Source organism: Pseudomonas sp. KCJK9000 (assembly GCF_046230725.1).
Classification (GTDB): domain Bacteria; phylum Pseudomonadota; class Gammaproteobacteria; order Pseudomonadales; family Pseudomonadaceae; genus Aquipseudomonas; species Aquipseudomonas promysalinigenes.
In genome coordinates this window covers 57,644-77,011 of sequence record NZ_JBJJLN010000007.1, presented here as the reverse complement: position 1 = coordinate 77,011, position 19,368 = coordinate 57,644, and the positions used below count along the sequence as shown (strand labels likewise).

17 protein-coding genes, 1 pseudogene and 1 riboswitch are annotated in these 19,368 nt (G+C 60.5%); of the genes and pseudogenes, 9 read left to right on the top strand and 9 right to left on the bottom strand.

The annotated features are described in order from the left end of the window. The first annotated feature begins 190 nt into the window (after positions 1–190). Positions 191–1,078 (top strand): annotated as a pseudogene (locus tag ACK59H_RS05305) (bile acid:sodium symporter family protein). On the opposite strand, the gene ACK59H_RS05300 reads toward ACK59H_RS05305, so the two are convergent. Then, positions 1,035–1,508 carry a sterol desaturase family protein gene (locus ACK59H_RS05300; RefSeq protein ID WP_060477365.1) on the bottom strand — a complete coding sequence of 158 codons (474 nt, stop codon included), beginning with the start codon at positions 1,506–1,508 and terminating at the stop codon, positions 1,035–1,037. The pseudogene ACK59H_RS05305 and the gene ACK59H_RS05300 overlap by 44 nt on opposite strands. Before the next feature lie 385 nt (positions 1,509–1,893). On the opposite strand from ACK59H_RS05300, the gene ACK59H_RS05295 reads away from it, so the two are divergent. Continuing rightward, on the top strand, positions 1,894–2,607 hold the full coding sequence (locus ACK59H_RS05295; RefSeq protein WP_186477274.1) for an MgtC/SapB family protein: 714 nt from the start codon (positions 1,894–1,896) through the stop codon (positions 2,605–2,607). Here the strand turns inward: ACK59H_RS05295 and dksA are convergent. Continuing rightward, complete coding sequence (dksA, locus tag ACK59H_RS05290; RefSeq protein ID WP_060477363.1) at positions 2,604–3,011, bottom strand: RNA polymerase-binding protein DksA; 408 nt, start codon at positions 3,009–3,011, stop codon at positions 2,604–2,606. The genes ACK59H_RS05295 and dksA overlap by 4 nt on opposite strands. A 110-nt stretch (positions 3,012–3,121) precedes the next feature. Here dksA and ACK59H_RS05285 point away from each other — a divergent pair, with 110 nt between their 5' ends. Next, a complete protein-coding gene (locus tag ACK59H_RS05285) occupies positions 3,122–3,649 on the top strand; it encodes a GNAT family N-acetyltransferase (RefSeq protein WP_060477362.1) in 528 nt (175 codons plus the stop codon). On the opposite strand, the gene ACK59H_RS05280 is transcribed toward ACK59H_RS05285, so the two are convergent. The 3 genes from ACK59H_RS05280 to ACK59H_RS05270 all read right to left on the bottom strand — a co-directional run bounded on the left by ACK59H_RS05280 (position 3,628) and on the right by ACK59H_RS05270 (position 6,464). Further along, positions 3,628–4,611 (bottom strand): DNA-binding protein, encoded by a 984-nt coding sequence (locus ACK59H_RS05280; protein ID WP_060477361.1) that lies wholly within the window; start codon positions 4,609–4,611, stop codon positions 3,628–3,630. The two genes, ACK59H_RS05285 and ACK59H_RS05280, sit on opposite strands and share 22 nt — an antisense overlap. Before the next feature lie 543 nt (positions 4,612–5,154). Further along, positions 5,155–5,820: a thiaminase II gene (tenA, locus tag ACK59H_RS05275; RefSeq protein ID WP_081016608.1), complete on the bottom strand. Its 666-nt coding sequence runs from the start codon at positions 5,818–5,820 to the stop codon at positions 5,155–5,157. Next, positions 5,817–6,464 carry a TenA family protein gene (locus ACK59H_RS05270; protein WP_060477359.1) on the bottom strand — a complete coding sequence of 216 codons (648 nt, stop codon included), beginning with the start codon at positions 6,462–6,464 and terminating at the stop codon, positions 5,817–5,819. Before ACK59H_RS05270 ends, tenA begins: the two co-directional genes overlap by 4 nt. Positions 6,465–6,543: 79 nt before the next feature. Continuing rightward, positions 6,544–6,657, bottom strand: a riboswitch (TPP riboswitch). 171 nt (positions 6,658–6,828) lie between these two features. On the opposite strand from ACK59H_RS05270, the gene ACK59H_RS05265 reads away from it, so the two are divergent. Beyond that, positions 6,829–9,144 carry a putative bifunctional diguanylate cyclase/phosphodiesterase gene (locus tag ACK59H_RS05265; protein ID WP_409264287.1) on the top strand — a complete coding sequence of 772 codons (2,316 nt, stop codon included), beginning with the start codon at positions 6,829–6,831 and terminating at the stop codon, positions 9,142–9,144. 65 nt (positions 9,145–9,209) lie between these two features. Then, positions 9,210–10,163, top strand: a complete 954-nt coding sequence (locus ACK59H_RS05260) for a site-specific integrase (RefSeq protein ID WP_060477357.1) — start codon at positions 9,210–9,212, stop codon at positions 10,161–10,163. A gap of 26 nt (positions 10,164–10,189) precedes the next feature. Here the strand turns inward: ACK59H_RS05260 and ACK59H_RS05255 are convergent, their stop codons facing one another. Beyond that, complete coding sequence (locus ACK59H_RS05255; RefSeq protein WP_060477356.1) at positions 10,190–11,665, bottom strand: helix-turn-helix transcriptional regulator; 1,476 nt, start codon at positions 11,663–11,665, stop codon at positions 10,190–10,192. A 196-nt stretch (positions 11,666–11,861) separates the two neighbouring features. Between ACK59H_RS05255 and ACK59H_RS05250 the strand changes: the two genes are divergently transcribed. Then, the gene (locus ACK59H_RS05250; protein WP_060477355.1) at positions 11,862–12,848 is read left to right on the top strand and encodes a hypothetical protein; all 987 of its coding nucleotides are present in this window, start codon (positions 11,862–11,864) and stop codon (positions 12,846–12,848) included. A gap of 74 nt (positions 12,849–12,922) precedes the next feature. Then, positions 12,923–13,102 (top strand): CsbD family protein, encoded by a 180-nt coding sequence (locus tag ACK59H_RS05245; RefSeq protein WP_060477354.1) that lies wholly within the window; start codon positions 12,923–12,925, stop codon positions 13,100–13,102. Between the two features lie 81 nt (positions 13,103–13,183). On the opposite strand, the gene ACK59H_RS05240 is transcribed toward ACK59H_RS05245, so the two are convergent. After that, positions 13,184–14,323 carry a glycerate kinase gene (locus ACK59H_RS05240; protein ID WP_060477353.1) on the bottom strand — a complete coding sequence of 380 codons (1,140 nt, stop codon included), beginning with the start codon at positions 14,321–14,323 and terminating at the stop codon, positions 13,184–13,186. A gap of 112 nt (positions 14,324–14,435) precedes the next feature. Further along, entirely contained in the window at positions 14,436–15,533 is a 1,098-nt protein-coding gene (locus tag ACK59H_RS05235; RefSeq protein ID WP_060477352.1) for a sugar diacid recognition domain-containing protein, read from the bottom strand. A gap of 163 nt (positions 15,534–15,696) precedes the next feature. Between ACK59H_RS05235 and ACK59H_RS05230 the strand changes: the two genes are divergently transcribed. Together ACK59H_RS05230 and ACK59H_RS05225 are read left to right on the top strand one after the other, a co-directional pair. After that, a complete protein-coding gene (locus ACK59H_RS05230) occupies positions 15,697–17,025 on the top strand; it encodes an MFS transporter (protein ID WP_060477351.1) in 1,329 nt (442 codons plus the stop codon). Positions 17,026–17,154: 129 nt separating this feature from the next. Continuing rightward, a complete protein-coding gene (locus ACK59H_RS05225; protein ID WP_409264286.1) occupies positions 17,155–18,675 on the top strand; it encodes an FAD-dependent oxidoreductase in 1,521 nt (506 codons plus the stop codon). Here ACK59H_RS05225 and ACK59H_RS05220 read toward each other — a convergent pair. Next, on the bottom strand, positions 18,672–19,367 hold the full coding sequence (locus ACK59H_RS05220; protein ID WP_060477349.1) for a TraX family protein: 696 nt from the start codon (positions 19,365–19,367) through the stop codon (positions 18,672–18,674). The genes ACK59H_RS05225 and ACK59H_RS05220 overlap by 4 nt on opposite strands. Between the last annotated feature and the right edge of the window lies 1 nt (position 19,368).

Sequence of the window (19,368 nt, the reverse complement as noted above, 5' to 3'; positions counted from 1 at the left end):
AGGCGAATCCTCGGCAAAAAAGCGAATGCTACTGTGCCAAGAGCCCTATCGCAACGCGACATGGCGGCGCTCTGTGCCGCAGTTTAGCGAGTGTTTGGTAACAACTGGTAAACAAGTGCTGGCTCAGTGCAATCATACGACGCCCAGAGCCCACCTAGACTGCTTGCATCCTTCACCCGAGTGCCCGCCCATGACCGCATCCCCGTTGCTGACTGCATTTCTCCCTTTGGCGCTTGGCATCATCATGCTTGGCCTTGGATTGTCTTTGACCATGGCCGATTTCGCTCGCGTAGTGAAATACCCAAAGCCGGTGATGATCGGCCTGTTTTGCCAAATCCTCCTACTGCCATTGGTGTGCTTTCTCATTGCTAATGGGTTTGGCCTTGAAGCGGCGCTGGCGGTCGGCCTGATGTTGCTTGCAGCGTCACCAGGGGGCACCACCGCCAATCTGTTCAGCCACCTGGCCCACGGCGATGTGGCGCTGAATATCACCCTGACGGCGGTGAACTCGTTGATCGCTATCCTGACCATGCCGCTGCTGGTCAACCTGTCGTTGAGCTGGTTCATGGCGTCGGACCAAGCCATCCCACTGCAGTTCGCCAAGGTGCTGCAGGTATTCGCTATCGTGCTACTGCCGGTGGCGCTGGGCATGCTGATCCGTCACTGGGCACCGCGCTTCGCTGCGCGGATGGAAAAGCCCATGAAGCTCGTGGCGGCGCTGTTTCTGGCCTTTACCATCGTTCTGGCCTTGGCCTAGGACTGGCAGACCGTAGTGGAATATGCCCCGGTGGTGGGTTTGGCGGCCTTGTTGTTCAACTTGATCAGCCTTGCTGTTGGCTACTGCGTACCTCGCTTGCTCAATATCCCCAAACGCCAGGCCATCGCTATCGGCATGGAAATCGGCATCCACAACGGCACGCTGGCCATCGCGCTCGCGCTCAGCCCATCGTTGCTCAATAACGCGACGATGGCAGTTCCAGCGGCCCTGTACAGCCTGATCATGTTCTTCACCGCCGCAGGGTTCGGCTGGTGGGTCAGCCGCGGCCACGTGGCCAGCGCGCCTGCAACTGGCGCTTGAGCACCTTCAGTGGTGGCGCATAGAAAAAGCCGAAGGACACAGAGCCGGTGCGCCCCTTCACGGCATGGTGCAGTTGATGAGCGCGGTGCAGACGTTTGAAGTAACGGTTGACCGGGCGTGGCGCGCGCGGCCAGTGCCGGTGGAAGAGACCGTCGTGGGCCAGTACGTACAATACCCCATACCCTGCCACCCCTGCGCCCACCCATTGCAACGGAGCATGGCCAGCTTTGCCCAAGGCGATGAGCGCGGCGGCGATCAGCGCCAGCGCAAGCAGGTACAGGTCGTTGGTTTCCAGCATGCCCAACTGCGGCTCATGGTGCGAGCGGTGCAGCCACCAGCCCCAGCCATGCATGACGTACTTGTGGGCCAGCGTACCGACACCTTCCATGGCCACCAAGGTGCTGAGCAGCACAGCGAGATTGAACAGCATGTAACGATCCGGGCAATGGCGGAGAATGGCGCAAGGGTAACCAGTGCCCCGGTTTTTTGCCATGCCGGTGGCGCAGGTTGTAGGGGATTTCCTGATGAAGCCCTTGTCATGTTTCAACCCTTGACCCTCGGAGCTTGGCGGCGTAAGGTCCGCAACGCAATTTCGCCCCCCCGAACAGGAGCCCTGCTTTGGACAGTAGTCCCAGTCGCTTGCGACAGGCCCACAAGGCGAGCTAGTCCGGCAGTTTCCTGCCACTGTCTCGCCAAAAGTCAGACAGTGGAACCTCTGAGCCTATTAGGCATTTCTTCCCCTTCTCTTTCGTGGTCCTGCGCTTATTTCTGGTTTTTTTAACCGTGCGGGCGTACGCCCGTGAAAGAGGTTTGCTATGGATTGGAAAGTCTTTCTTCTGCGTGTTGGCGTCGCCCTGCTGCTAGGCGCTCTGATCGGTGCCGAACGCCAACTGCGCCAACGCCTGACCGGGCTGCGTACCAATGCCCTGGTCAGCACGGGCGCCTGCCTGTTCGTGCTGATGACCCAGGCGGTGCCGGGCATGGCCCCTGCAGACGCGTCGCGAGTTGCCGCCTATGTTGTGTCGGGTATCGGTTTCTTAGGTGGTGGTGTGATCATGCGCGATGGCTTCAATGTGCGTGGCCTGAACACCGCCGCTACGCTCTGGTGCACCGCAGCTGTCGGTGTGTTGTGTAGCCTGGGCCTGCTGCTGGAGGCAGTGTTGGGCAGCCTGATGGTGCTGTGTGCCAACATCCTGCTGCGCGACATCGCCCAACGGCTTGACCGCCAGGAAGTGCTACCGGCTAGCGAAGTGGAACAGCATTATGAGGTGCGCATCATTTGCCGCGCCGAGGATGAGATACAGGTACGCAGCCTGATGCTGCATAGCCTCGGCGACCCGCAATTGCGCCTGCAGTCATTGCACAGCGAGGATCTGACTAACCCTGCTCGCCTGGAAGTGCGCGCAGAGCTGCTCGGCAACCCGCAAGCCCCGGCGCAACTGGAACGGCTAGTCAGCCGGGTTAGCCTTGAAAAAGGCGTGAGCTCGGTGCGCTGGCAGTTGCAGCCTCAGGTCATGGCGGCTGACTAGCGCTCATCGCGCAGGTGCCGCTCTTTGTGCTCCTGACGCTCCTTGGCCTCAATGCATAGGGTTGCGGTTGGGCGCAGGAGTAGCCGTCGCAGGCCGATTGGCTCCCCGGTTTCCTCGCACCAGCCGTACTCACCACGGGCCAGGCGCTCCAGTGCCTGGTCAATCTTGTCGAGGAGCTTCTTCTCCCGCTCCAGGGAACGCAGCCTCCACTGTCGTTCCTCCTCTGCACTGCCGATATCAGCCGGGTCGCTAAGCACCTCTTGTTCGCGCAAGGCCTGAAATTCTTCCTCGATCCGAGCTTGCAGATCAGCGCGTTGATCCAGCAGAAGTCTACGGAAAAATTGCTGTTGGACTTCGTTCATGTAGGCTGCAGGCGCTTGGCTGAGCAGTTCATCTTCTGTCATCTAGGCACTCTCGCTTAACCGAAAAGCCAAAGTGTTACGTTATAACGATTGAAGTGCAAGCTTCGCGCTACCATCACTTTGGCCTGCCAGCCCATCAAAGGATCATCAGCATGCACATCCGCCCCACCCTGCCTTCTGATATCAGTCGATTGATCGAGATTGAACACTCTGCGGCCCAAGCTTTTCGGCAGTTTCCGGAGCTGGCGTGGTTGGCAGGGGCCGAGGGGCTTGATAGGGATGCGCACACAGCCTTCATCGCGGCCAGTGGCAGTTGGCTGGCCGAAAATGATCAAGGCCAGGCCGTGGGTTTCGTGTGCTTGACCATTGAGGAGCAGGCGCTGCATGTCCACGAGCTATCGGTGAGGCTGCAGTCGCAGGGCAAAGGAATCGGCAGGTGCTTACTGGACAAGGTGCGTGCCCTAGCACGCCTGAGTGATCTGCCCATGGTGACCTTGACCACATTTGCCCATGTGCCTTGGAATGGGCCTTTTTATGCAAAATACGGTTTCGAGGTGCTCGAAGAGCAACGCCTTGGGGCTAGGTTGCGAGCTATTCTTGCAACTGAGCGCGCTCAGGGTTTGCCCAGGCGGTGCGCGATGGGCCTGTTACTAAGCACTCAGGATGCAGAGGGCGGTTGAGCGGTGCTGGCGTCGCCGACTGCATCGCGTTTTTGCAGTTCATCCTTGAGCAGTTGCAGTTGCCTGGCCTGCTCGATGGAAATAGCACGACTGTTTTCCAGGCTCTGTGCCTGCTCCTGTAATTGACGGCGCATCTCATCGCTGGCGCCTTGAGCCTGGGCCAAGATCGTTCGCAGCCCCTGGATCTGCGCATCGCGTTGTTCAAGTAGCTCGTCTTTGACCTTGCATTCACTGGCCGCCTGACGATGCTCACCGAGCATACGTTCGTTGTCGCGATGCAAACGAGTCAGCTCGTCCTGTTTGACGATCATGCCCTGCTGCAATTGACGCAGTTCCACCTGCAGTTGTTGAACCTGCGCCTCTTGTCTGCGCTGGTCTTGCTCACGCTGTTCGCGACTGGCGCTGCGGTAGTGCTCTAGTGCCTCGCGCGCATGACGGTGCTTGTCCTCCAACGAGCGGATTTGTTCATCCTTGTCTGCCAGACGCACCTGCAGCTCACCTAACGACTGGTTGAGGCTGGCGTTGCGCAATTGCTCGGCCTGCAGGGAGTTCTGGACGGTTACCAGACGTTCGGACTCTGCCGCCAGGGCGGAGGCTTGCACCTGCTGTTGCTGGGCTGCATCTGCCAACGCTTGCTGCGTCTGTTGTAACAGATTCTCCAGCTGCTCCCGCTGCTCAAGGAACGCAGCCTCGGCCTGGTCGATACGGGCGTTACCCTCTTCCTCCACCTGAGCAGCCAGTTGCGAAACCAGCTTGGTGAGCGCATCACTAAGCGCCGCCTGGCCCTGCAGGCCGGCGGGCTTGGAAGCCTCCAACTCCTTCAAGTAGCGGTGGATGGTGGTCTTAGAGCCGGTATTACCCAGTTCGATACGTACTGCATCGATGCTGGGGTATTCGCCCCGGGCGATCAGGACTTGCCGAGCCTGCTGCACTACTGCCTTGTTGATACCACCCCGAGCCATAGTTGCCCCTACTATTTCGTAGCATGGTACGTACCATGTATTTACATGTGATTTTTCCTGTTTCAAGACCGGATTTCAAGGTATTTCTCAGATGGAATAATCACGGCTTATCACATGTCAGTGCAGACAAGCCAAGCGTCAAGGTGCTAAATGCACGCTTAAGCCGGCACAAGGGTCGAAAGGGGTGGTTATGCTCGGCTGCTTCATGAAATCGCTGCCAATCAGCGACAATTCCAGGCGCCGAGTGGGCAGGGCTTCGGGGTGCCTTTGGGAAGGTCCAGAGTCAGGCAGCGCGTCGAGATGGACCTTGAGCCGCGCACTTTCCTAGCTGCGCACCATCAGTCAGTAGCTCAAGTGAGATTGGAAGGGCAATTCAAGTAACTGCGCGACGGGAATCTAACAACTAGCAGCAGCGTGGCTGCTGCCAGTCGAGTCGGACAATGCGCTGGGCACTAGGAAAGGGCTGGCGCCCTTACGTGCGTAGGTGTGATGCGGGGCGCTTTACGTCTAAACGCGCACTTACGTGTATGACCGCTGCTCGGGTCAACGTTGTGCATCGAGCCCCATCTGCCAGAAATCTGCCTCTAGCCGCGATGCCTGACCGAAAATCTGCGCCAACTCGATGAACCGCTGTTCAGTCATGCTTCGCGCTGCCAGCTCATCCAAGTGCTTGCGCGCCGCCGCTGCCACGCCTTGGTAAGCCTCGCCGGCATACTCGCTGATCCATTCTCGGTACGGGTGCTGGCTCAAGTCGCCGATACGCTGCGCGAGTGTGCGGCCGATTTCGGCGTAACCGATTACACAGGGTGCCAGCGCCACATGCAGTTCGAGCAAATCACCTGCTGCGCCGCAATCCAGAACGTAGCGGGTGTATGCCACAGTCGCCTGATGCTCCGGTGCTGCCTGGATGTCGGCTTGCGACAAGCCCCACCGCGCGCACAACCTAAGGTGCAGTTCGGTCTCGTCGAGTATTGCTGCAAGGCCGGACTGGGCCGCACGAATGTCCGCGGGCAGGCGGCTTTTGTAAGCCGCCAGTGCCCAGGCACGGGCGAATTGAATGAGAAACAGATAATCCTGGATCAGATAAGTCCGAAAGGCCTCTTCGGGCAAAGTGCCCTCGCCCATCTGCCGGACGAAATCGTGATCGACATAACTATTCCATTGCGTGCTGCCAGCGGACTTCAAACGTTCGAAAATATCCATGCTCAGGCCTGCTCGTGGTAAACGGCATCGAAGAAAGACAGTTCCAACGCCACCGTCCGTGCGAAGAAATCGCTGGCCACCGCCGCCTCTTTTGGCCCTACCCGGTCCAGTTCGGCTTTGAGAAACCCTACGAAGTCACAGAACGCTGGGTTGTCATGCAGCGTGATCCATTCGGCGTAGACGAAGTTGTCAGGCAGTGGCTTGGGTGCCTTGAGCGCCCAGTCCAGGTAAAGCCCCTCCGCCACATTTAGCACGGCCAGGGCCGCTGCATAAGAGCGAGTATCAGCAGCCTCGCGCATGATCGCCTTGAAACCTGCGGTGGGCGCGGTATCGGCAGGTTGCATACGTTGCGCCTCACTGACGCCCAACGCCTGGAAGGCGCGTAGGAAGTAGGTGTTTTCATCGCTGCAGATCATGCCCGCGAAGCGGCCAAAGCGCAGACGAGCTTCATAAGTGTCCGCGCTGGCGATGGCAGCGCCAAGCAGGGTCACGAAGCTGTCGAGAAAGCGGTGATCCTGGATCAGGTAACGGATCATGACCTGATCCGGCACGCTGGCCGTGCAAAGCTCGGTGACGAAGCGGTGTTCAACCGCCGCTGACCAGGTCGATTGATTCTGACGTTGCAAAGTATCGCTGAAGCGTTCAGCCATGCTGCTCTCCCCCTTGGGAATGACAGCGAGACCTTTGTGGCTTGGCATGGTGTGGCCTCGCAGTGAGGCCGGCTAAAAGGCAGGTCGGCAGTCCCATCCCTTCGCCGGCATGATCCGGATCAGGTTCGAAGGGTCACCGCGCTGCTATGCCAGCGGTTTCTCAGCCCGTTGCAGGGCTCCCCTTGGTAGGCGACAGATATACAGCGCCAGACTCCGCTTGTCATCATTGGCCTGGTGCACGTGGCCTGGGCCTTTACCTTGCCGCGCATCGAGGCAAACAGGTAAGGCATTTAGCCACTAGTCATCAGGCTGTCATCTGCTTGTCGTATTTTCATCTGATCACCCAGGGTCAGGACTACCAGCAGTGATCCGTCGCTCTCACTCTTCTACAGGCGTTCTACGCTTGTTGATCCTGATGCTCTGCGCAGCAACTCTGATCTTCCTGTGGGGGCTGTACTTCAGTCAGAAGGCCGCTGCGCGCAGGGATGTGCTGGCTGCCAAGGCAGCGCAGCAGCTGAACCTTGCCAGTGTCGTTGCACAGAGCCTGTGCCAACTGGTCGACCGCACCCAGCGTATGCTCCAGATAACCCTAAGCGAGGGTAAATCCCTGAATGCCGGCAACCTTAGACTGCCCAGGCTGCTCACCGACGACCCGCTCTTCAAGGGCATAGGGCTCTATAACCGCCAGGGCCAGTTACTAGTCGCTAGCATCGAGGGCCAACCAGCCCTCCTACCGCCCAGCTGGCTGGATCAACTGAACATGCACGCCAGGCAATTCGGATTCACGCCCTTCCTGCTCCCGCCCCCCCTGCCAGCCCCGCTCGACTGGCATCAGTTCTTCATGCTGCCGCTGCCGGGCCTCAATGGTGATGAGCCAAACACGCTTGTTGTTATGCAGCTCGACCTGAGTTACCTAGGAGCATTGTTGCAGCCTATCTATCTGGGCGAGAGCGGCTTGGTACGGCTGCTCCAGAGCAATGGCCAGGAACGCCTGCGCATCGATACCCACGCAATGCCGGTGGCAGGCGAAAGCTTCGCACCGGGCATGGCGGATACCGGCCAGCGCTCTGGGCAAATGACACAGTTCGTTGACGGCGTTCCCTATCAGAGCCTGTATCGCAGCGTGCCTGAGCACGCGTTCAGCGTAGTGGTCAGCCAGCGCTATGACCAAATGATGGCCCCTTGGGCAAAAGCTTACGCACGCCAGTTATGGTTCAACCTAGGCATGACGCTGGTGATTCTCACCGGTTTGGCCTGGGCCTTGCGCCTACTGCGCAAGCGTCAAGAGGCGTTTTGCGACCTCGAGCATGCTCAGCAGGTCAACCAGCAGTTGATCGGCCGGCTCGAGGCCGAGCACCGGCGCAGCAGCCACGCGGCTGCGACCGACCACCTGAGCGGTTTGCACAACCGCCGCCAGTTCGTCGAAATGGCCGAGCAAGCGCTGGCCCGACAGCGGGGCAAGCGCTGTTTGATGGCGATCCTGTTCATCGACATGGACCGCTTCAAATCGATCAACGACTCTCTGGGGCACAAAATTGGCGACCTGCTGCTGCAGGCGGTGGCCGGGCGCATACGCCGGCTGCTTGAGCCTGGGGATGAGGCGTCACGCTTTGGCGGTGACGAATTCGTGGTGCTGCTGGCCGGCGAACGCAGCGAGGAACAGATCACCGTCTGGGTGCACACCCTGGTAAAAAAACTTTCGGCCACCTATGCCCTCGACGGCCAAGAGGTCAACACCAGCCCGAGTGTCGGGGTCAGCATCTGCCCACGCGACGGCCAGGACATCGACAGCTTGATACGCTTCGTCGACGCTGCCATGTACTGCGCCAAGCAGGCTGGCCGTGCGCAGTATCGGTTTTTCGACCCGTCGCTCAACCGCTCCGATATTCAGGCCTTTGCACTCGAACAGGCCTTCGGCAGCGCCTTGAGCGGGCGGCAGTTCGTGCTGCACTACCAGCCTCAAGTCCGCCTGGATAACCATCGTGTGCTCGGCTATGAAGCTTTGGTAAGGTGGGACCACCCCGATTTCGGGCTGCTTTATCCGGACAGATTTATCGATCTTGCCGAGCGCAGCGGCTTCATCATTGAGCTTGGCTGGGAGGTGTTGCGTTTGGCGTGCGAAGACCTCGAACGCTGGCAGGCAAAGGGCCATGAGGCCCGGCTGGCCGTCAATGTTTCAGCCATGCAGTTGCGTCAGGCCGACTTCAGTACCCGCTTGCTGGCCAAGCTGGAGTATCACGGCATCATGCCCCATCGCCTGGAGCTGGAAATCACCAAAACCACCATTCTTGACTCGCAAGGCACCGCAATCGATCACCTGCATCGCCTGCGCTCTGCCGGCCTGGGCATCAGCCTGGATGACTTCGGCCGCGGCTATGCGGGCTTCGCGCACCTGCAATCGCTGCCACTGAGCAAACTGAAGATCGACCGCTCGCTGATCGCCCCCTTATCCAACAGTTACGACGACAGTCCAATCGTGTCATCGACCATCATCCTGGCCAAACGGCTGGGCCTGGAAGTGGTGGCCGAAGGCGTCGAGACCCGTGAGCAAGTGGTGTGCCTGAAGCTAGCTGGCTGCGATATCGCCCAGGGTTATCACTTCAGCCGCCCCCTGTCGGCAGCGCGGTTGCGCGAATATCCACCGTTCAACGGCTGCGAGGAAAAACCTTGCCTGGCGTGAGCCAGACCGGACAGGCAACGCGTTAGGCGGTATGGTGTCGGCAATACGAAGCTGGCCACACTCCCATGACCGACATCGAGCGTTACGTCCGCGCCGCTACCCGTGACAACACCCGGCGCAGCTACCGGGCCGCCATCGAACATTTCGAGGCCCACTGGGGTGGTTTCTTGCCCGCCACGGCCGAGAGCATCGCCCGCTACCTGGCCGACCATGCCGAGCAGCACGCGGTCAGTACATTGCGCCAACGCCTTGCCGCGCTGAGCCAATGGCACATCAGCCAAGGCTTCCCCGACCCGACCAAAGCGCCATTGGTGCGCAAGGTACTGCGCGGCATCCGCACCCTGCACCCAACGCCACCCAGGCAGGCCGCACCCTTACTGCTGCAACACCTGCAAACGGCCGTCGACTGCTTCGAGGCAGAGGCCAGGCAGGCCCGTGACTGCCATGACCTGGCAACCCTGCGCCGAGCTCGCCGGGACACCGCCTTATTGTTACTCGGCTTCTGGCGCGGCTTTCGCGGGGATGAACTGGCACGCCTGCAGGTGCAGCACATTCGCGCCGAGGCTGGCGTTGGCATAACGCTGTACCTGCCTCGCAGCAAGGGTGACCGCGAGGCTCTTGGCGTGCAATACCGAACCCCGGCATTGAAAACACTCTGTCCAGTCATGGCCTATCTGCAGTGGCTGGAGGTGGCGGGCATCGCCCATGGCCCGGTTTTTCGCAAGCTCGACCGCTGGGGCAACCTTGGCGAGCTGCCGCTGCACAGCAACAGCCTTGTTGGCATGCTGCAGCGTATGCTGCAGCGCGCAGGCGTGCCGGGCACGCTGTACACCAGCCATTCCCTGCGCCGCGGCTTTGCCACCTGGGCGACCGCCAACGGCTGGGAGCTCAAGGCGCTGATGAGCTACGTTGGCTGGAAGGATGCCAAGTCGGCCTTGCGCTACATCGATGCTGCACAGGGCTTTGGCGAGCTGGCCGTGTTGCCGCAAAGCGCCCCGATCAAAGCGCTCACGCCTTGAACGCAGTAGCTGTCGAGGGGTGAAGCTCAACCTACGAACAGCCTGCGCTCCCTAGCCCAGACCATCGCTTCACTGCGGCTGTGCACATCGAGCTTGGAGTACACCGTGGACACATGGTTGCGCACTGTGTTGAGGGCCAGGTTCAATCGCGAGGCTATCTCTTTGTCGGCAAGGCCTTCGCAGATCAGCGCCAAGACCTCACGCTCTCTGCGTGTCAGGTCGGTGAACGAAGCGTCAGGTAAACGGCCGGTGTTGATGCGTTTGGCATTGGCCAGCTTCTCTATCAAGGTCTGGCTGAACCACGACGCATCTTTCATGACCGCCTCGATCGCCTCGACGAGTTCCAACTCCGAGCGCTTGCGTTCGGTGATGTCCATCAGAACCAACAGGTAGCAGGGGGTGTCCTGCAGGCTAACGCTGTCGGCCTGCAGGACACAGTCCAGGCGCTCATCGGTTTTTTTTCGCAGGTTCAGGTCTAACGACTCTATGCGCCCGGTCTTCTCCAACATATCGAAGATCTGAGAGGTAGCGCGTTTATCTTCGAAAAAATCCATTTCAGCCACGGTCCTGCCGATCGACTCCTGGGCGGTGTAACCGAGCGTTTGAAGAAACGCATCATTGGCATCGATCAGCTGCTGCCGGTCAGCGCTGCACAACAGCGTTGGCACGGGGCTCAGGCGAAACGCCTTGGCAAAACGCTCCTCGCTCTGACGCAGGGCATTTTCCGCCTTACGCCGAGGCTCAAGGTCGGTGAACGAAAACAACATGCAATCTTCCTCATGCATGTCCAACGGTTGTCCAGCCACGATGACCAGCTTCGTGCCGCCATCGGGCAAGCGCAGTTCAGCCTGCATCTGGGGAATGGTCGCGCCCTCGATCAGCCGCTCGATCGCCAGCTCTTTGCGCTCTGCGTTCTCTAGTACGTCCACCTCGTACACAGACCTACCGATCACGTTTTCTCGCACGTGCCCGGTCATCTCCAAAAAGCCCTGATTGACTTTGATGAAACGCAAATCGCTGAGCCTGCAGATGACCGCAGGCGCCGGGTTGGCATTGAAGGTTTTTTCGAAACGCTGCTCGGCGCTGGCCCACTCGGTGGCATCGGCAATGATCAGCACCAGAGATTCAGCTTCACCTCGGCTGTCGGCCAGCACCATGCTGCGCACGCGGTGAACCCGGCTGCGCTGCTCCTCATCATCGACCTGCGCCACCTCCACAACTACGTCGCTGAACACCTCGCCTGCCGCCACCCGCGCCATTGGGTACTGCTCGGGCTCCAGCGGGTGGTTGTTGCGGTAACGCAGGGCGAAGCGCGCGCGGTAAGCCTCGGCGTTCCCTCCTAGTTGCTCCAGGCTGTCGACCCCATGCATACGCAGCGCGGCCTCGTTGGCCCAGATTATCGATTGGTCGACTTCCAGCAGAATCACACCATCGGACAGCCCGGCGATGATTTGCTGGAGCTGACGGCGATTGGTCTCTCGGGAGAGCACGGCATCGCTCATGGCAGTTCTCCAAAGCATGTTTCGGTAGTGACTGGAGCATAAACGCTGCAATCAGGCCTAGGGTGGTGCCAATGCACTAATCGATCCGGTGCAGATGCGCCATCACAGCCTTGCATGAGACCGGCAAACTGACCCTGACGTTGCACTAGCGCTAGCAGTTGCTGGTACTTCCACTGTTCATCTCGAGGATGCATAGATGACTCAATCGTATGTGACCGCCCCAGCCAACGCTGTCAGCTCGCTGCGGGTATCCTGGAGCGCCGTGTTCGCAGGCGGCGCCATCGCCTTGGCCAGCTACCTGGTGCTGAGTGTGCTGGGGACAGCAATTGGTGCAGGCGCCGTAGACCCCATGGCCGAAGGTAATCCCTTGCGCGGCTTCGGTACGGGCGCAGGGGTTTGGTTGTTCGTCAGCACGCTGGTGTCGGTAGCAGCCGGTGCCTGGGTGGCTGGGCGTACCGCACCGACCCGTGGTGGCCTGCATGGACTATTGAGCTGGACAATCACCACGTTGATGGCTACCTGGCTGTTGGCGTCGCTGGCCGGTAGCGTGGTTGGCACCGCTGGCAATATCGCCGGCAAAGGCCTATCGCTCGCTGCCGACGGTGTGGCCGCCGCAGCGCCGGGGGTTGGCCAAGGCATCAAAGATCAGCTCGACAAACGTGGCATCTCGCTGGACTGGGATAGCCTGGAAGCGGAGTTGAACAAGACCCTGGAACAGACCGGTAAACCCGAGCTGAACCCTTCGACGCTGCAGAACAAGGCCGATCAGGCACAGGCTCAAGGTGAGTCGGCAGGTCAAGTGGCAGCTGAAAACCCTACCTTGGCGATCGACCAGCTCAAGCAATGGTTCGAGCGCGTGCGCAAAGCGGGTGAGCCTGCCCTGAGCGCTGCAGACAAACAAGCCTTGGTCAATATCGTCGCGGCCCGCACCGGCAAAAACCAGCAGGAGGCTGAGCAGGTGGTGGACAACTATGCCCAGGCGTATGCGCAAGCTGCCGAACAGGTCAAAGCGCTGAAGGAGCAGGCAGAGCAGCAGGCACGTGAGGCTGCCGAAGTTGCCGCCAGCAACGTCTCGAAAGCGGCCTGGGGCACCCTGGTGACCTTGTTGATCGGTGCCGCCCTGAGCTTTGCCGTCGGTCGCTTCGCACTGTCGTCACGGCAGCCCCAGGTGATTGTTGAGTGATAGAGCAGGCCAGACCTAACTACGCCTATCTGAACCACCCGATGTTAACTGATGATCGTTGAAGGAGAATCTCCATGAGCAGCACTTCGGACAAAGTTAAAGGCATGGCCAACGAAGCCGTCGGCAAGATCAAGCAAGCTGTCGGCAAGGCCACTGGCAATACAGAGCTTGAAGTCAAGGGCAAGTTGCAGGAGAAAAAGGGCGAAGCCCAGCAAGTGGTGGGTGACGTTAAAGATGCCGTCAGCAAAGACTGACGCAATCGCTGGTTGAAAACGAACGGTCGCCCTCGGGCGGCCGTTCGTTTTTTACAAGCAGAGGCTAGGGCGCGAGCGGGGTTATTTGCGTGAAGCCGATTGCCAGAGGCGGGCAATGTCAGCGGCGCGATGCTGCAACAGCTGTGCGGCGTTCGCGCAAGCCTGTTGCAAAGTCATCGGCCCGCTGGCCAAGGCAAAAGCTGCATCGATGCCGTGAGCATAAAGCTGCTGGTAACCGTCGCCCAAGGTTCCAGCCAGCACCACCACTGGCACTGCATGACGCTTGGCTACCCGTGCAACGCCCATTGGCGTTTTGCCGCGCAGGGTCTGGGCATCGAAGCGCCCTTCACCGGTGATGACCAAGTCGGCGTCGCGCATTAAGGCATCAAGCCCAGCCAGTTCGGCAACTACCTCGACACCTGGGCGAAAGCGCGCGCCCATGAATGCTTTGGCGGCAAAACCCATCCCCCCTGCCGCGCCGCACCCAGGGTATTCACGCACGTCCTCACCCAAAAGCTGCGCGCAGTGGTCGGCGAAATGGCCGAGAGCCTGATCCAAGGCCTGCACTTGCTCGGGATTGGCGCCCTTTTGCGGGCCGAAAATAGCCGAGGCACCATTGGCGCCACATAACGGGTTATCGACATCGGCTGCTACCTCGACCTGCACCTTGGCCAGGCGGGGGTCCAGGCCACTGGCGTCGATACGGGCAAGGCGCGCCAGATCCAAGCCACCCTCCTCCAGTGCGTGCCCATGAGCATCAAGCAAACGCATGCCAAGGGCCCGTAGCATTCCGCTGCCGCCGTCATTGGTGGCGCTGCCGCCTATGGCCAGTACGATACGCTGGGCTCCGGCCGCCAACGCGGCGCCAATCAGCTCGCCGGTACCCCAGGTGCTGCTGCGACAGGCATCTCGCTGGTCGCTTGGAACTAGCTGGATGCCGCTGGCCTGAGCCATTTCAATCACTGCCGTTCGGCTTTCCGGCAGCCAGCCCCAGCCGGCCAGCACGGTTTGCCCCAGCGGCCCACGTACGCTCTGGCGGCGCAGCTCACCTTCACTGGCGGCCAGGATCGCCTCCATGGTGCCTTCGCCACCATCAGCCATTGGGCATTTGACCAATTGGGCAGCGGGCCAAACTTCGCCGAGGCCTTTGGCGATGGCGTCGGCGACGCCAGCAGCGTCGAGGCTGTCCTTGAACGAGTCCGGGGCGATGACGACTTTCATGGGGATTCTCCTGTCCTGATGCCTGGCATGCTGACAGTTGAGCAGCGCGCCGGCCTCAGTCGGATGCACAAATGGCGGCTACCGTTGTTTGGGCAAATGCCTGCGCCAGCGCTCACTGGACCGGCAGCAGCTGCAGACCCAGGTACAGGCTTAGCATGCCTTCCAGGCGCAGTGGGTCCACTTCGCCCAGTTCAGCGATACGTTCAAGGCGGTAGCGCAGGCTATTGCGGTGGATGCCCAATGCATCGGCGCAGGCTTGGCTCTGCCCATCGTGCGCGCACCAGGCCCGCAATGTGATCAGCAACTGGCCACTGGCATCCCGTGCGCGGATGCGCTGCAGCGGTTCAAGCAACTCGTCCAGGGCATCTTCGTTGCGATGGCGCCACAGCAGGGCTGGCAGACGATAGCGAGCCAGGCTGAGCAGACGAACATGGGGCAACACCTCGCGGCCGTAGGCCAGCAAGTCCCGCACGCGCCGGTAACCTCGCCGCAGTTGCTCAAGGCTTTGCGCCGGGTTGCCAAGCGCCACACGTTCGACCTCCCAGCCATGGCGTTGCAGGCGCTCGATCAGGCGTGTTTCGTCCAGCACCTGTGCCGCTGGCCGGCACCAGAGCAGCGACTGGCGTGACGGGCTGACGCACCAGCTGTCCGGGTAACGGCTCATCAACCAGGCGGACAGGGTTTCAGCCGGTGCGCCAAGGTGCAGCTCGAACAGGCATGGTACCCGCGGCAGGTGGGGTTTGAGGCCCAACTGCTGGGCCTCGTCCAACAGCCTTGGCGAATCGCCATTGGCGCCGAGCAACAACGCCAGCAAGTCGTCGCACCGCTGACGCCGCCACTGCTGTTCGACCTGCAGGTGCCGCTGAGCCAAGAGCATTTCGGCGGTCATGCGCACCAGCTCGCCGTAGGTTCGCAACTGCTGCGGCTCGCCAGTCAGGCCCAGTACGCCAATCAAGCGGCCGTCCAGCATTAGCGGCAAGTTGACCCCAGGCTGGACGCCCTTGAGGCACCTGGCGGCGTCTGTGTCTAGCTCGACTACCCGCCCATTGGCGAGGACCAGTTGCGCGCCTTCATGGCGGGTATTGATACGCTCAGGCTCACCACTGCCCAGGATCAGACCTTGGCTGTCCATGACATTGACATTGCAAGGCAAGATGGCCATCGCTCGATCGACGATATCTTGTGCCAGGTCATGGTCCAGTTCGAACATTCAGCGGTCCTTAATCGTGTCAGCTTTTGTGATATGGCACAGCGCCGGACACGATACACTGTGCAAACGCACAAAGACAGCCGCGCCACACTCCCCGAGACTCGACAGGGCGAGCGCCGGCACAGGCGACGCGGCGACAATCATAACAACAGAGAATCCGATCATGGCACACAGCCCAGCCTCTGACCAAGGCAACGATATCACCCGCAACGCGCTGTACCGGCGCATCACCCTGCGACTGATCCCGTTCATTTTCATCTGCTATCTGTTCAACTACCTGGACCGCGTCAACGTTGGCTTTGCCAAGCTACAGATGCTTGATGCACTCAAATTCAGTGAAACCGTGTACGGCCTTGGTGCCGGCATTTTCTTCATCGGCTATGTGCTCTGCGGCCTGCCGAGCAATCTTGCGCTCAACCGCTTCGGCCCGCGGCGCTGGATTGCAGCCATGATGATCGCCTGGGGAAGCCTGTCGACTTGCCTGCTGTTCGTCACCACGCCCACCGAGTTCTATACCCTGCGCCTGCTCACCGGGGCCGCAGAAGCTGGGTTCTTTCCTGGCGTGGTGCTTTACCTTTCGCGCTGGTTCCCCACCGACCGCCGCGGCCGAATCATGGCTCTGTTCATGTCGGCCATCCCTGTGTCTGGGCTGCTGGGCGGACCTTTCTCTGGCTGGATTCTCGAGCATTTCGCCGCTGGCCAGCACGGGCTTGCCGGGTGGCAATGGATGTTCCTGATTCAAGGCCTGCCAACCGTTGCGCTTGGCTTGTTGGCCATCAAGCTGCTCAGCGATGGTTATCAGAAAGCCGCTTGGCTGACCCCAGCCGAGCGCCAGTTGATCGAAGCTGACCTCGCAGCCGATGCCGCCTGCAAACCAAGCACTGCCGGCGACAGCGTCCTGGCGGTACTGCGCAACCCGCTGATCTGGACCTTCGGGTTCGTGTATTTCTGCATCCAGAGCGGTGTGTATGCAATCAACTTCTGGCTGCCTTCAATCATCAAGAACATGGGCTTCGACAACCCTCTGCTGATCGGCTGGCTTAGCGCCATTCCCTATCTGCTGGCCGGTGTGTTCATGATTCTGTGTGGCCGCTCGGCGGACCTGCGCAACGAGCGCCGCTGGCACCTTGTGGTGCCGATGTTGATGGGCGCTGTGGGCCTGCTTATCGCAGTCAATTTTGCCGGCAACCCAACCATTGCCATCCTGGGATTGTCGATCGCTACCATGGGCGCACTGACCGGGCTACCAATGTTCTGGCCGATGCCCACGGCGCTGCTGAGCGCAAGCGCAGCGGTCGCAGGTTTGGCGATCATCAACTCGGTTGGGCAGATGGCGGGCTTTTTGAGCCCGTACCTGGTGGGCTTCATCAAGGACCAGACCGGTTCGACCGATGCTGCCCTTTACTCCCTGGCAGCGCTGATCGTCTTGGGCAGTCTTGTGGCCTTGCGGGTCACGCGGGCTGGCGCAAGGGGCATGGTTCGGGCCCACTGAGGCCCATCCGGCGGCTGCGGGTACCGGGCCGCCGCAACAGCTTCAAGCCTGCGGCACCGATCGTCAGGTCAATGCATCCCGTGCACACTCCAGGCGTCAAAGCTCCAAAGCCCTCTGTGGAGCAGCTCTATGACCCAGCATGCCGTGGCCCGTTTCGATCAACTCGACGCCAAGCGCCCTATGCGCGTACAGGCCGGCAGCGAGGAAGTGATTCTCGTACGCCAGGGCAACGAAATCCATGCCTTCCAAGGCAACTGTCCACACGCGGGCGCGCCGTTGGAAGAGGGCCTGATCTGCGCAGGTGTTTTGGTTTGCCCTTGGCACAAGGCAGCCTTCGCGATCAAAGACGGTTCGGTGTGCGAACCGCCGGCGCTGGCTGGCCTGCGCAGATATCGGGCGTGGGTCGAAGACGGTGAGGTATGGGTTGATGACCAGCCGTTACCCAGAAGCGAGCCGCCCAGACGTAGCGATGCCCGCACTTTCGTGGTGGTCGGTGCAGGTGCCGCAGGCTCTGCAGCTATAGCAACGCTGCTCGCTCATGGCTTTGGCGGGCGTCTGATATGGCTGGACCAGGAGCGCCACCCCGCCTACGACCGCACCGCCCTCAGCAAATTCGTCATTTCCGGCGAGATGTCGCCGGACGAGGTCCCTTCACTGCTGGAGCCTGAGCAATTGCGCAGGGGCCAACTGGACCGGCGTATCGGCAAAGTGCGTACCTTGGATACGAAAAAGCAGCGCATCACCCTCGCCGACGGCCAACGCATCGATTACGACGCAGCATTGTTAGCCACTGGCGCTATACCACTACGGCCAAACCTGCCAGGAATTGACCTGCAAGGCATCATGACCTTGCGCTCACGCGAAGACGCCGCCCGCCTGCTCGATGCGGCTGAACCGGGCAAACCTGTGGTGGTGGTAGGTGATGGTTTCATCGGCCTGGAGGCGGCTTCGGCGCTGCAAAAATATGGTGCGAAGGTGCATGTGGTCGCCCGGCACGAAGTTCCTTTGGCCAATCAACTCGGTGATCGGATTGGCCACAGCATTCGTATGCTGCATGAACGCAAAGGCGTTACGTTCCATGCCCCAACCGAGGTCGAGCGTTTCCTCGGTGACGGCAGCGTGGAGGCCGTGCAATTAGCCAACGGCGAACGGCTCGCAGCTTCGCTTGTAGTACTTGGCACGGGTGTCAGGCCGGCCACTGGTTGTGTGCAAGGTGTCCAACTGAGCCAAGACCATTCATTACAGGTAGACGCCGAGCTTAAGGTCGCGCACGGGCTTTGGGCTGCTGGCGATCTGGTGACCTTCCCCTGCGCAGGGACGCCCGTGCGTATCGAACACTGGCGTCTGGCGCAGCAGCACGGGGTCATAGCCGCCATGAACATGCTGGGTGAGCATCGCCGCTACGATGATGTGCCATTCTTTTGGACGTACCATCACGGGCGCACTTACGAGATGCTCGGGCATGCTCAGGATTGGGACCGCATCGAGTTCGTCGGGGCGCCAGAAACGGGAGAGTTTCTGGCGCTGCAATGCACCGGTGAACGGGTGCAAGCCGTGATCGCCAATGGTTATTCGGATGCCATGGCAATGCTGTCACAAAGGATGAAACAGCCTCTGAGCCTTGATGATGCCCTGAAGTTGATCGGCTAAAGGCGCAAGACGTGGGCCTGGATCCACAGCTGTATCAGCAATAGATGCACTGGATAGAACAGATAGCCCCATCGCCGCACTGCAGGCACTGGCCAGTGCTCAACCTGTAAAAGCCGCCAACCGAGGGGTATGGCCAGCGCCGCAGAGGCCATGGTCATCCAGGTTATCGATGCGCCGAGATGCTCACGCAGCCAGCTGTTGGTCAAATTGCCCGCCACAGCGAGCCCGCATGGCAGCAGCCAGGTAAGGCCCCCCAGGCGGCGCGCTAGCAACCAGCCCGCGGGCAGCAGCGCCCCCGGGAGGCCGTACATCAAGTGTCCGCTATAGACGGCCCCTACCATCGAGGCTGCCAGCCCTACCAACTGCACGCCGATCTGCCGGTGCTGCACACCCCAAGCGATCAATAACCCCAGGGTCAGCGTCGGAATGATGTTGAGGGTTTGCGAGTCCGGCTCTACCCAACGATAGGGTCCCTCGGACAGCACTGAAAACACCAGCAGCCAGCCAAGGTAGCGCAGGTTGATCGCGCCACCGCGCGCCACATTGGTGGCCACGGCCAGGCAGAACAAGGGGAAGGCAAACCTGCCTACGATGAACAAGGCCTGAGCTTCTGGCCATATATACCGTAGGTGGTCGACAACCATTGTGATGATCGCCACCCACTTGACCAGGTCCAGCCCCGCCGAGCGCACC

Coding starts and splice junctions, on each gene's coding strand:
- ACK59H_RS05300 (WP_060477365.1), bottom strand. CDS start 1,508: ATGCTGTTCAATCTCGCTGTGCTGCTCAGCACCTTGGTGGCCATGGAA.
- ACK59H_RS05295 (WP_186477274.1), top strand. CDS start 1,894: ATGGATTGGAAAGTCTTTCTTCTGCGTGTTGGCGTCGCCCTGCTGCTA.
- dksA (WP_060477363.1), bottom strand. CDS start 3,011: ATGACAGAAGATGAACTGCTCAGCCAAGCGCCTGCAGCCTACATGAAC.
- ACK59H_RS05285 (WP_060477362.1), top strand. CDS start 3,122: ATGCACATCCGCCCCACCCTGCCTTCTGATATCAGTCGATTGATCGAG.
- ACK59H_RS05280 (WP_060477361.1), bottom strand. CDS start 4,611: ATGGCTCGGGGTGGTATCAACAAGGCAGTAGTGCAGCAGGCTCGGCAA.
- ACK59H_RS05270 (WP_060477359.1), bottom strand. CDS start 6,464: ATGGCTGAACGCTTCAGCGATACTTTGCAACGTCAGAATCAATCGACC.
- ACK59H_RS05260 (WP_060477357.1), top strand. CDS start 9,210: ATGACCGACATCGAGCGTTACGTCCGCGCCGCTACCCGTGACAACACC.
- ACK59H_RS05255 (WP_060477356.1), bottom strand. CDS start 11,665: ATGAGCGATGCCGTGCTCTCCCGAGAGACCAATCGCCGTCAGCTCCAG.
- ACK59H_RS05250 (WP_060477355.1), top strand. CDS start 11,862: ATGACTCAATCGTATGTGACCGCCCCAGCCAACGCTGTCAGCTCGCTG.
- ACK59H_RS05245 (WP_060477354.1), top strand. CDS start 12,923: ATGAGCAGCACTTCGGACAAAGTTAAAGGCATGGCCAACGAAGCCGTC.
- ACK59H_RS05240 (WP_060477353.1), bottom strand. CDS start 14,323: ATGAAAGTCGTCATCGCCCCGGACTCGTTCAAGGACAGCCTCGACGCT.
- ACK59H_RS05235 (WP_060477352.1), bottom strand. CDS start 15,533: ATGTTCGAACTGGACCATGACCTGGCACAAGATATCGTCGATCGAGCG.
- ACK59H_RS05230 (WP_060477351.1), top strand. CDS start 15,697: ATGGCACACAGCCCAGCCTCTGACCAAGGCAACGATATCACCCGCAAC.
- ACK59H_RS05225 (WP_409264286.1), top strand. CDS start 17,155: ATGACCCAGCATGCCGTGGCCCGTTTCGATCAACTCGACGCCAAGCGC.